Consider the following 11,973-nt stretch of genomic DNA (forward strand, 5'->3'; position numbering starts at 1 on the left):
AATCTCGTTCGCCTGGCGAAGCTCCTTCACTTCGCGCTCAAGCATCTTGATCCGCTCGCGCTCTTCGGTGCTTGGTCCCGCCCGCTTGCCGGCATCCCGCTCGGCCTGCGCCACCCAGCCATGCAGCGTCTGCGGCACGCACCCGATCTTGCCGGCAATCGAGACGATCGCTGCCCATTGCGACGGGTACTCCCCGCCATGCTCCATCACCATCCGAATGGCTCGCTCACGCACCTCTGGCGAGTAAGGATGTCTCTGCTTCCTGTCTGTCATAAAACCACTCTCTCAATGAAAATGGCCTCCGGCAAACCCGGCGCGGTTCATTGCGATGTTCAACCTCGGAGGCGTTCATTGGAACGATGGAAACATCATTGCAGCCAAGCAGATGTGGCGTCGAGCGATTGAGAGATTTCCCGATCACGAACTCGTGGAAGAAATCCGCGCGAGGATTCCGTCTCTCTTCTAGACTAGCGCCAGTCTTACCTTTCCAAAGTTCCAGATCGTGCGTCCTTCAAGGAGGTAGTTCAGTGCAAGCTATGGCCAGTGCGGTAGCGCGAAGCGAAAGGTGGCTGCGAGCCGGTTCTAGACCGCCGTCGTTGGCCTCGCTTCGATCAGCATGTCGTCAATTGCGCTCTGTCGGGACTGCCGATCCAGCGTGTAGGTGTTCCGTCTGAACTCTACGCCTTCAAGCAAAGCCTTCACGTAGCCTGACACAGTGTCTGCGGCCATGATCAGTGTGGAATCGAGCGTGTGGACGTATTTGCTCGTGACTGATCCTTTGGCATGACCGATCAGCGCGGCGATCGTGATCTCTGTGAAGCCCAGGTCGTTCGCGATGCTCGCGAAGCTGTGTCGCAAAACGTGAGGGGTTACGTCCCAAAGCGGCGTGTCCTTGAACATTTTCTTCCAACTCTGTGGGAAGTTCCCGACGGCGTTGTCCAAGCCCTTGCCGGGGAAGACATACGTGCCTGCCCGCCGCTTTCGTTCGTCTTCGAGATACTCGATAACAGGCAATCCGACAGGACGGACGGAAGATCCCTCCTTGCTATCGACCAGCCGCAGGCAGCTAGCCTCAAGATCGACATCGCTCCATTTGAGATTTATGATTTCTCCGCGACGGCAGCCAGTCAGCGCGATCAGCCTGAGGATATCGGCGTGTATGCGGTAGTGGTCGCTCTCCTGCGCCTCGCGAAGAATGCCGCCTAGAACCCGATACTCGGCTTCGCTGAGCCTTCGGTCACGGACCTGATATTTCGGTTTGCGGAGACCATGCGTCGGGTTGTGCTCAATCACGCCAGCCTCGACGGCATAAGAGAAAATGCCACCGAGCAGGCCCATGGTCCGGATCGCGGTGCCACGGCCGCCGCGAACGATGGCCTTACCACGGAGCTTTTCGGTTTTCATGGTCACGCGCGTCTTACCGGCAATGATGTCTTTCATCAGGTTGTTCATGTCCGGCTTTGTGATGTCCCGCACACGTCGTGTCCCAAGAAGAGGAATGATGTGCCTGCGGATACGGCCGACATCGGTGGCAATGGTGGTCTCCTTCTTCGGCCGGCCGCCTTTCCCTAAGATAAGGCCAGCTTCCATGTCGGCGATGTACTGCTCGCAGAGCTGCTTGATGGTAAGCGCCTTCCGGTCTTCTTCCCGTTCTTCGGCAGGGTCGTCACCATGAGCGACCCGGCCAAGTTGCGCTTTCGCTTCACGACGCGCGGTCTCCGGAGTCCATACGCCATGCAGCCCTATCGTATAGCGACGCGAACGTCCTCTTGATCGATACTGAATCACATAGCTTCTCTTCCCGGATGCGAAGACGCGTAGACCAAACCCAGGGAGTTCATCATCCCAAATGACGTAATCTTTGGTGCCTGTTTCAGCCGTATCGACGACCCGCTTGGTGATCTTCGCCATGGTTCCAATCCCTGCCGGACCCGACTTCGCGTAAGCACCACGTAAGCACTTGGCGGCAAATTCGGGCGTATTCTCGGATAGGGATTTCGGAGAGCGGATTCTAAAAATCAATAATTTTCAGATGGTTATCTCGCTCTGGCGTGCCCTATCGCGTAATTCGGATAGGGCAATGAACCAGCTCCGAAGGCAGAGGTCTTAGGTTCGAATCCTAATAGGTGCGCCATCTCCATTTCTCCCCTGCAAATATCACCTAACGCCTTGAAAGGTAAGGATATTTCTGGTGTTCGAAACCCCGAATTTCGGCAATACGCCAGTTGGTCCTTGAACGCGAGTTTGAGGACCGTTTGACGGTGCTCAATCCTTCCCTTTTTCCAAAGATTCCAAGGGTTTGACAAGAACGACATCGAGTGTTCGAAAGTCTCCTCGTAGGTCTGCAACGGCTTGCCGCAATTTTTGATCCGCTCACGGAGGACCATGCGCTCCATTTCCAGATTGCCGATGCGCTTCTCGTAAGCCTTGATCACAGATTCGCTGTCTGTTTCGACCAGCCGATCCATCAGTTGCTCAATTTTCCGGTCGATCTGGGACAGCTCAGCTTTCATCGACTGCCCCTGCGCTTTCATGGTCAGTGCACGCTGATCCCATAGATCGCGGAACAGTGCCGAAGCCCGTTCGAATAACTCCGGTGTGGGACGCAGTGATTGCAGCAGCGCCTCGAATTCCTCCTCGACCACCTCGCGACGAATCGATTTGCCTTTCGCCGCGCAGTCCTTCTGGCGGCACAAATAGTAGGGATAATGCGCCGCCTTGCCCTTTGACCAGTTGGCGGTCAGAGGATTGCCGCAGCAGCCGCAGAGGACGAAGCCCCGCAACGGGAAATCCTCGTTGATGTCCTTACGCGCCGGAACGCGCACGTTGCCGTTCAGGCGTTCCTGGATTGTCTTGAATGTCTCTAGAGTGATCAGGCCTTCATGTTGGGCTGGCCGCAACGAAACATCCCACTTCGGGAGTTCGAGATAGCCTGCGTAGAGCGGTTGCGTCAGAAAATCATTCACGCGCTGGTTCGTCACCTCGCCGCGCGGCGTTTTCGGGAACTCCGGCTGTGCTTCGAGAAAGCGCTTCACTTCAGCCTGCGTCGAGAAATGCCCGCTGGCATACCCTTCGAGCGCTTCTGTCATGATCGATGCTAACGGCTCATCGCGGCGAAGGACTTTCCCTTGTCCTGATGCACGCTCGTAGCGGTAGCCTACCGGCGCATGAAACACCCAATAGCCATTCATCGCGCGGGCGCGCATCCGGTTCTTTGTCTGCTCGGCGTTCTTCTCGCGCTGGTGCTGTGCGAATGTCGCCATCATGTTTTCGACCATGCGCGAGTCCGCATCGTCTTTGAATTCCATACTCGGGCTGATGAGCTTCCCGCCCGCCTCGCGCAGAAGATCTCTGAGGTCGAGATGGCCGCGTAAGTCGCGTGCGAAGCGGCTGATATCGTCAATAATTACCATCCGCTCGTCGTTGCGGTGCGCCTTGAGGTGCTTCAACATCGCCAACATGCCGGGTCGGTCGTTGCGTCCCCCGGTCATATCGTCACGGAAGACCTCGACCACTTCAAAGCCCCTGAACGCAGCAAACTCCCGGCAGCGTGTTTCCTGGGAGGCAAGGCCGGTTCCACGGATCGTTTGCTTTACGTCCGATACACGGCAGTAAATAACAGCCTTATTGTTGTTTCCTTCTTTGTCTTTCATAGAATCCATCACCTTTCCGCAGGCGGGGCCGCAGTCTCTTCTTCGTCACATTGTTTTGGTTTTGTTCCTATCCTAGCATAATGTGCCTTCGCTGAAAGTGATTTGTGCCTCGTCTCTTGCCTCGCAAGCTGAGCTGGATGGACTCCCCAAGCGGCATCGATGAACGCGGACATGATCGCTGATAACCTGTGGATAAGATCATCAGCTTGCTCGTCGGTATAGCCGAGTGCTTTGAAGGATTGCCGATGTTTTTTTACTATCTCTTTCATGCGAGCAAACTCCGCCCGTTTCAGCAATGCGCTGCATGCTGATCGATTACTTTCCTTTTGGGACAATAGAGCACCGGACCACCCGCAACGGGTGATTAACGCAAATAATTGCTGCACGGATGCTGCGTATTTTTCTACTATAAGTATAACTTATAAATATTCTGAAACGCAAACTCAGAGCGGCTTTCCGCTTAGTCTGTGCTGAGTATTACTATGCTGATTGAGAATTCTATCTCTCGCGTTTGAAGTGCGATTTGGCGTAGCCGAAGAGACGCGAAAAACTATGCTGCACCTCCACCACCTCATGTGCGTTCAGTAAAGAAGTCCGCAGGAGAGCGATGCGACGATCGTTCTCTCGCTGTAATGTCTTGAGCGATTCCGAAAGCTCCGGCCCACTCGGCGTAAGCCGGGTGTGTACTTGCGGCTTCTGACGGTCTCGCAAACGTTGAAGCAGCTCCGCCTTTGTTGCGATGGCAGAGCTGCCTGTGTTGTCGTACCTGGGGCGGTTCACCTGTCGCGGTCATCCCGATTGCGGCGACGGAGCTTTTCGTCCCGTTCCTCTTCCAGCCGCTCCATCGGCGTCCGAAGTACAATGCGACCATTGACCGGCACGGAATCCAGCACGACCGTATGTCCCTCACCGTCCTTGTGCGGAAAGGCTGCGCCGACGCGGTTGAAATACGATTTATCGTCCGGCCCATCCTTCGCATGGAATGCTTCGAAACTGGGCTGCTTTCTATCCGAACGTTCGCTCATGGCTTTTCTCCGTGGATTAGGAGGGGCGATGGCCCTCGACATAAGACCAGGTGCCGGAGGCATATTGCGGGTAGTGTGCAAAATGCTGCGGCACGGCTTGCGTGATTACCCTCGCACGGTGTTGCCCCCACCGTGAGGGGATAGGCACGGAATCGTGCGGCGGATGGAACGGATTGGGCAGGAAGCGGCCCGCGAAATCGCTGCGCGTGTAGTAGGGATGCTTTTCGGCAAAGACGTGTTTAAGATTCTTGCCCGAGATGAACAGGATTTGGCGGTCCTCGGGCATCGCCAGCACCTCTTCAGGCATCATCAGGGCGCGCGCCTGTTTGGTGCGGTTGGTTTCGGCGAAGGCGTGGTATTTCATATCGGCATAGGCCGAGAATGGATCGCTTCCGTTCATAATGCCAAGCGCAGCATTGAGCTTTTGCCGTCTGGCATCGGCCTGCCGCAAACCGTCATCATATTCGAGCGTTTCGGTCCCAAGCATCGAAGAGACCATCTGCGCGGTTTGGTAGTCACGGACGCCGAAGAACTGGCGCAATGCGGCGGAACCCATAAATCCCTGCAATGCCGGAGCGCCGAAGTTGCGCACGATCTGCCCGACATCCTGAAACAGCGCCCAGGTGCGTACACCCGCTCCGCGACCGAAGGTGAAGGCGCGCAACAGCGCCTCAAAATTACCGAGCTGTCCGGCCTCATCGATGATCATGTTCACAGGCGGCGCGGATGGCGCGCGCGACTTGTAGAGCATCTGCACCGTGAACATGGTGCGTAAGATTGGCGACCACAGCCCGACATACTCAATCGGCACATTGATCGCCCAGCTCGTCGCTTGGTGCGCATCGCAGGTGTCGGCAAGCGACGCATCGGCGTTATCGAGCGAGGCCAGCAACATCGGGTCATCGAGAAAGTTCAGGTGGGCGTATAGCTCACCGATGATCGAGCCGAATTCTTTCTCGCTCTCCTGCTGCTTGGCTAGCATCTCGCCGGCGGTTCGGCGAACGCTGTCCATAGAGGAACCCAACATGCATTCTAGGCAGTCGGCCCAACGTTGCGTATCGGACTCAATCCAGTTGATGACGCGATAGAGCGAAGGAAAGCTGACGCGTCCCGTCGTCTCGACCAGCATCTTGATGATGTTTTCAACCCACTCGCGCGCGCGCAGCTCGAAATACCGCCCGTTGGATGCGCCGCTCGCCGGGATCAGGCTTTCGGCGATGAACTTGCAGTCCGCATGGAAGTGCGGGTCATTCAGTTTGAGAATATCGAGCGGGTTCATCCGGTGTTGCGGCAGGCCGCGCATGCCTGTCGGGTTCCAGCAATAGAGGTAGCTACGCTCAAATGCGAAATTGACCATCGTGACCGAAGCGATTTCGCCACGCGGATCGAGGATGAAGTTGCGCCTGCCCGCATTGCGCGCGACGGCGAGCGCGAGCAGGTCGCGCATCTTACCTGAGCCTGCACCGGCGATAGTGATGATCGGCGCATCGGTTTCGAGGCAGAGCGGCTTGTTTGCGGCGTATCCGATTTGCAACCCGCGCGCGTCCGTCAGGCCTGCGCGCTTTAGATCGTGCTCGTTCGCCCAGGATGCTGATCCGAAACGGTATTCCTCATTATCATACATGGCTGCGTTCTCCTGTTGCTATTCGCCTTTGAAAATCCGGTCATGCGTAGCCATGATTTTCGTCTTCTCCGGTACGGTGAGGACGTGTTCACCTGCGTCGGGATGAAAGCTCTTGATGAAGTGGGAGCGTATTTGGCGCGGCTTCACGGTCGGGTGAAACGCGTTGATCATCCGTATCCAGACGCAGACCTTCACATCACAAGGGATGTCAGATTTGGGAGAGCCGGGAGCGAAGAGCAGCTTGAAGCGGTCGAATATCGGCTTCATCTCCGGTTCTACAAATTCGATCTGAATGTTCTCCATGGGACGCGTCTTTCGTTCAAAAAAGAAACGCCTGAATTCCGCGTGCGGGAACTCAGGCGTCAGGTGGTGAGCATGGCGGACTTACCCGCCAAGCGATCCGAGGACCGCGAGCCCCACGATCACGCAGAAGACGACCGCGATCACCGCGCTCCAATTGGTTTCCTTTTTGTAGATACCGCCGACGCGGCGATGACGTGTGAACATCTTCGAACTCCTTTTCATGGTTCACAGGAAGCGGGTCGCAAGTGCGATCCCGCCCATCACCAGCGCCGTCGAGATCGATGCGCGGGAGATGAAAAAGACCAGGGCGGCGCAGATCACACCCCAGACAAGGGCTGTCATGTCTTCAACGCCGTAGCCGTAGTGACCGACCGCGAAGGTCTGAATCCAGCCGATGGATTTACTGTAGAGCGGTGGCGCGCCGAGAAATGTCACGACTAATGCGAGAGTGTTCGCGAGACCCTGTATGGACGACATGAAAATCGACCGGCCCGCCTCTTGGTGCTTTCTCATAAATGACATGCGTAGACCTTGATGTTGCCGTCGAGCTTGATTGCCGACAGCTAGACCATGGCACACAGCCCAAAGCAGCTTGGGGGGATAAGCGGATTGATCGCGAAGAACGCATCAGCACGGATGAAAATTCTTGAGAAAACCAAAGACGAGAGCTATAGAACAAACGTAGAACATAAATATATGAGGTAATACGACGCTGTATGTGGAGCGCTTCTGCCAACCAAATTCCGAGACGACAGATAATCGAGAGTGCGTTCGAGGCTCTGGAAGGCGAGCAGGCGGCAATCTTCTATGAAGGCCCTTCATCTGAACGCGTGGATCAAGCGTTGGCCATCCTCGCAAACGGACCCGTAACGGAAGATGATGACGCGTGTCGCGTGCGCCGCGCGCTTTTTCATCCCACATATGACGCGGCGACACGGTTTCGCGCGACGGACGAGGCCTTGGCGCGCTGGAAACGACAATTCGGTTTCATGCGCTAGGGGCAACTTGAAAGGGACAAGCGGTGACGACGAACATTTTGGATAGCGAAGCCGAGCGGAATCCGCTCGATTTTGACAGCGTTAGCAGAGCAGAGCTGGAGGTATTCGGACTGATCCCAGAGCTGTGTCCGACGCTGAATATCGCTTATTGCCGGTACATGCGGATGGTTGGCTATCACTCATGCGCGGACGAATTCGAGCAGCGCCAGAAGCAGAAGGACAAACAAAAGTTCTGGCCGACGCTGAAAGAACAGGGAGGCCCGCATCCCGCGAACAATGCCAATCTCTGCGCATTGTTCATGAACCACTATTGCGGAATACCATTTGACCAGGCCTATCTTTGGCATCGCCGCGTGGAAGCGCAGGAATGGCGGCAGGGCTTGAGAGCGGTTCGCGGTGTTACCGTGTCGGAACGATACCAAGCCTTGCAAGGAGATAAGACGAACAAGCTGACCAAGGCGGCGCTGATCAAGAAGGATGGTAAGACCTCCATGATCGACGCCGACGACGCCCCTTTCTAACGGTCCTTCGCATGGACAGAGCGCTGATTGTCGTTCGCGGCGCGAACGCCCCACATGCTGGCTTCGAACGGAAAGCGCGTAGACAAGATGGTGGCCAGAACGCGGATGCGCTCGCGGGATTCTTCACGCAAGCGCGGCTGAGCACCGTCTCGCACTGGCGTACATGCCCAGTCACGAAACCACTCGCGGATGCTCGCGGCCTCAAGGGCTTGCGTATCCAGAAAGACTTCGTGACCCTGATGGACGATCCGACCGCGATAGTCGCGATAGGCGTCTGTGAGGAAGTCGAGCCAGTGATCGGGACTGATGTTCAGGCCAACCGTGAAGGCGCGCAGATCGACGAGAAAGTCCGGGTTCTCCATCCGCTTGTCGGTGACAAGGAGGGTGGTCGTCTTCCGGCAGTATCCTAGGCCGAGGCAGTGCCAACACAGGTTCATAGTCTCGCTCCATTCACTTCGTGAGGTGAAAACTGATGAATCCAGCGTGGCAGGCCGCCGCCGTGCATGGAATCGAGAGCGATTTTTCTTGTAAGGCAGAGCAGCCCGATCTGATTTTCTTGTAAGGTAGAGGGTACACGGTCCGTTGCGGCGCGGGTTCGGATTGAGGAGCTTAAGAAGCGTCTCTGGCTTTGGATGTTGAATGACTAAAGGTGCCGAACTGAAGAATCTGTATTGGAAGAATGCTGATCCGAGGAATACGGCGGCGCTCTTCAGGAATGTCGTGTTCAATTACGCTCACGGCACGACGGTTTCGGAAGTTGCCGAAAACCTGCCGATGTCGCGCGCGGCGATTTCAAACATGTACAAGCACATTGGCGAGCGGCTTTCGTTCTGGATGAACCATCGGCTTTTGGGATTCTATAGGGAGTGCCAGGGGCTGGCATGGGACGACGAACAAATCTCCGAGCCGACCGATCACTTCTGGAAATTTTCCTACGAGTATCGGGAAGAGCAGATCAAACATGTCGTCCATCAGAAGAGCCTCGAAGGTCGATGCGTCGTCTGTGACGCTTGCCAGCGGCTCCCGGAATTCCAGTGGATGTTCGCGCGGTATCGGGAAAGACGCGGACTGAAGACGGAGGACATCTGGCCGCTGGTCGCGCTGGGGTATGCACGCAGACAAGCTTTCGACCAGCTCAATTCATTCGACACCCAGTACGACAGCTTCGAACGATGCGGCATGAGGTTTCCGATAGAGCGCGGGAGTGATGGTGTTGTCCCGTTCGATTCGACCAGCGTATCGGGTTACGTGACGGCAACGCTTCTCCATCATATTCAAACATATCCCATAGGGACGACAGTCGGTCAGACCCTTGGTCCCGCCGCGTTCGGACGGTGGAGAACCTATGCCGACGAACTGGCATCCGTGTTCAAGCTCATCAATGACCCGCAAACCCGAGATCAGCGCATCTGGTATCATCAGGAGCTTTATCGCCGCTGATGTGCCACTCGGTCTAGAACCGCGTTCTCCTTCAAATGCTGCTGTGCGTCATGCATCTCCGTTTTTCCCAGTTTTATCAATAAGTCCGACCCGCAAGATGTGCGGTGTACTACACCGCGATCTTGGCAAGGGAGCCCGCTGCGCGCTCCCGTTGCATCCCTCCGGCCTTGGCTCTTCCTGGGCATTGAACCCATGCAGAGCCATCAGAACGTTTCGCCGTTCCATCACTCGCGGGAGACTTCGCTCTCCCTGCACCCATCGATCAAAGGGGCTATCGCGCCACCTTTGAAATCCACTCGTCAGGGTAGTGGCCCCCGACACCTGCCAATCAGGCGAGCGTTCCTGCTCCCACCGATACCCCCATGACCATTTCATGGAGACCAACCCTGCGCGGTTTGGATGCCGATCAGGTCTGTCGCGACCCGATACCTACGACCAAGAGCCTCCCCGTGCTCTTTGGATACATGGGCCAACCTTGCGCAGGTTGGATAAGCGCCAGCATTTCGCCGCTGGACTACGACCAAAGAGACGCCCTTGGATGCGGGTGGGTCTGTGGAGGAATCCTCGAAATACCGTTGGCACATTGTGTATCCAACGGCTACACTCGGTCAGATGAAGGACGTTGGCCTCCGAATACGCATCGACCGCGATTTGCGGGAGAAATTCCTCCGCGCCTGCAAAGCCGAGGATCGCCCTGCCGCGCAGGTGATACGCGAGTTTATGCGTGCGTATGTGGAGGACAAGGATCGCGACAAAACCAAGAAACGAATAAATGATTCTTGATAACAAAAAACATGGAAAAGTCGGCGATGAGCTGCGCAAACACCTGCAAGCAGGTGTGACCCTATCGGCTATATCGAGCGAATTCTCGATCTATGGCTTTGACGCGCTGAAATCCGAACTAAAAGCTATCGATCACGCGCGACTAATGCTTTGCCCGCTTCAGACGAACGAAAGCAAGGAGCTAGCTTTCGAAAGCCTCGCGGGCGATGATTCCGAGGTCCGATATCGAAATCAGCTTAGGCAGAGACAAATTGCAAAGGAATGCCAGCGCTGGATCAAAGACAAAACCTCGGTAAGGGTTGTGAACGATCCTAAATCCCTAAGCCAAAGCCTTCTTCTTGCGACCGATAACAATGGCCATGCCGTAGGAATACAGGGAAGCTCTACGTTCACTAGCACGGGCCTCGGTTATTCCGAGAGCAAGCGCCTTCACATGAATATGTGCGCGCGTGACGCGGAAAATACCGCAGCGATGCTCCAATGGTTCGATGCTCTTTGGAACGATGATCACGCGGCTTCCGATGCGAAGGCAGCCTTCCTAAAGCGCCTTGAGCTTCTATCTTCTGACCAGTCCCCAGAGTTCATTTACTTCCTCACGTTGTATCATCTTTTTCGGGACGTTCTGGATGATCTTGATGAGGAAAGCATCATCCGCTCCAAGACAGGTTTCAAGGATACGATTGTCTGGAACAAGCTATACAAATTCCAACGCGATGGTGTGCTTGGCGCTATCGATAAATTGGAAAAGTACAACGGTTGCATAATTGCCGATAGCGTAGGACTCGGTAAAACATTCGAGGCACTTGCAGTAATAAAATACTACGAACTTAGGAATGATCGTGTCCTCGTCCTGTGTCCTAAGAAACTACGCGACAACTGGACGGTCTATACGATCAACGACAAGAGAAACCTGCTCTCCTCGGATCGTTTCAACTACGACGTTTTGAACCATACCGACTTGACCCGAACACAGGGGCGGTCGGGAGAAATCAATCTCGAAACACTAAATTGGGGCAACTATGACCTCATAGTCATAGATGAATCTCACAACTTTCGGAACGCGAGTTCCGCGAAAGAAGGTCTCACCCGATACTCCCGACTGATGGACCAGATCATTCGGTCAGGTGTAAAGACCAAGGTGTTGATGCTTTCAGCAACACCTGTAAACAACCGGATGAATGACCTGAAGAACCAGGTAGCTTTCATCACTGAGGGTGTGGACAGTGTGACCCAGCCCCGTGATCCGGGCCGTTCATTCGGAGAGTCTGTTCGCCTTTCTTTCTGTTGTTGATGGCGTGGTCAAGGCCCGGGGAGTGGAGCTTCCCCGCGGCTCAAGCGAGCCGGGCCTTCGGCGGCGCAGCCGCCGTTCGTAGGTTACGGGGCTGAGGCCGCCGAGTGATGTGTGTGGCCGGACCGTGTTGTAGTCTATCCGCCAGGCTTCGATGATGCGCCGGGCGTCACCGAGACTGTCGAAGAGATGCTCGTTCAGGCACTCGTCGCGCAGCCGGCCGTTGAAGCTCTCGACGAAGGCGTTCTGTGTCGGCTTTCCCGGCGCGATGTAGTGCCACTCAATGCCGGCCTCGCGCACCCATTTCAGGATCGCATGACTGGTCAGCTCCGTGCCAT

General features: G+C 55.7%; 13 protein-coding genes and 1 pseudogene. 3 read left to right on the top strand and 11 right to left on the bottom strand.

The window, feature by feature from the left end; all coding sequences use genetic code 11:
- The 9 genes from B8784_RS07695 to B8784_RS07730 form a co-directional block, all read right to left on the bottom strand.
- Positions 1–273, bottom strand: a 273-nt coding sequence (locus tag B8784_RS07695) for a transposase (protein ID WP_143435342.1), incomplete at its 3' end; no start/stop codon positions are given.
- 309 nt (positions 274–582) lie between these two features.
- Entirely contained in the window at positions 583–1,911 is a 1,329-nt protein-coding gene (locus tag B8784_RS07700; RefSeq protein ID WP_084397110.1) for a tyrosine-type recombinase/integrase, read from the bottom strand.
- 125 nt (positions 1,912–2,036) lie between these two features.
- Positions 2,037–3,653 (bottom strand): recombinase family protein, encoded by a 1,617-nt coding sequence (locus B8784_RS07710; RefSeq protein WP_233356020.1) that lies wholly within the window; start codon positions 3,651–3,653, stop codon positions 2,037–2,039.
- An 8-nt stretch (positions 3,654–3,661) separates the two neighbouring features.
- Positions 3,662–3,922: a hypothetical protein gene (locus tag B8784_RS21260; RefSeq protein WP_143435358.1), complete on the bottom strand. Its 261-nt coding sequence runs from the start codon at positions 3,920–3,922 to the stop codon at positions 3,662–3,664.
- 507 nt (positions 3,923–4,429) lie between these two features.
- On the bottom strand, positions 4,430–4,678 hold the full coding sequence (locus B8784_RS07715) for a hypothetical protein (protein WP_084397111.1): 249 nt from the start codon (positions 4,676–4,678) through the stop codon (positions 4,430–4,432).
- Positions 4,679–4,694: 16 nt separating this feature from the next.
- Positions 4,695–6,302, bottom strand: coding sequence for a type IV secretory system conjugative DNA transfer family protein (locus tag B8784_RS07720; protein WP_084397112.1), 1,608 nt, complete (start codon positions 6,300–6,302; stop codon positions 4,695–4,697).
- 18 nt (positions 6,303–6,320) lie between these two features.
- Complete coding sequence (locus tag B8784_RS07725) at positions 6,321–6,605, bottom strand: hypothetical protein (RefSeq protein WP_084397114.1); 285 nt, start codon at positions 6,603–6,605, stop codon at positions 6,321–6,323.
- Between the two features lie 81 nt (positions 6,606–6,686).
- Positions 6,687–6,809, bottom strand: coding sequence for a hypothetical protein (locus B8784_RS22055; protein WP_267889978.1), 123 nt, complete (start codon positions 6,807–6,809; stop codon positions 6,687–6,689).
- 21 nt (positions 6,810–6,830) lie between these two features.
- Positions 6,831–7,082, bottom strand: coding sequence for a hypothetical protein (locus tag B8784_RS07730; protein ID WP_233356021.1), 252 nt, complete (start codon positions 7,080–7,082; stop codon positions 6,831–6,833).
- A 544-nt stretch (positions 7,083–7,626) separates the two neighbouring features.
- On the opposite strand from B8784_RS07730, the gene B8784_RS07740 reads away from it, so the two are divergent.
- Positions 7,627–8,124 carry a hypothetical protein gene (locus tag B8784_RS07740; protein WP_084397121.1) on the top strand — a complete coding sequence of 166 codons (498 nt, stop codon included), beginning with the start codon at positions 7,627–7,629 and terminating at the stop codon, positions 8,122–8,124.
- On the opposite strand, the gene B8784_RS07745 is transcribed toward B8784_RS07740, so the two are convergent.
- Positions 8,121–8,561, bottom strand: a complete 441-nt coding sequence (locus tag B8784_RS07745) for a hypothetical protein (RefSeq protein WP_084397123.1) — start codon at positions 8,559–8,561, stop codon at positions 8,121–8,123. The genes B8784_RS07740 and B8784_RS07745 overlap by 4 nt on opposite strands.
- 202 nt (positions 8,562–8,763) lie before the next feature.
- Between B8784_RS07745 and B8784_RS07750 the strand changes: the two genes are divergently transcribed.
- Together B8784_RS07750 and B8784_RS07760 are read left to right on the top strand one after the other, a co-directional pair.
- Positions 8,764–9,564 (top strand): hypothetical protein, encoded by an 801-nt coding sequence (locus tag B8784_RS07750; protein WP_084397125.1) that lies wholly within the window; start codon positions 8,764–8,766, stop codon positions 9,562–9,564.
- Between the two features lie 772 nt (positions 9,565–10,336).
- Positions 10,337–11,569 (top strand): annotated as a pseudogene (locus tag B8784_RS07760) (SNF2-related protein); the annotation flags it as partial.
- Positions 11,570–11,599: 30 nt separating this feature from the next.
- Here the strand turns inward: B8784_RS07760 and B8784_RS07765 are convergent.
- Positions 11,600–11,973, bottom strand: a 374-nt coding sequence (locus B8784_RS07765) for an integrase core domain-containing protein (protein WP_233355963.1), incomplete at its 5' end; no start/stop codon positions are given.

This window comes from Henriciella aquimarina, assembly GCF_002088975.1.
Classification (GTDB): domain Bacteria; phylum Pseudomonadota; class Alphaproteobacteria; order Caulobacterales; family Hyphomonadaceae; genus Henriciella; species Henriciella aquimarina.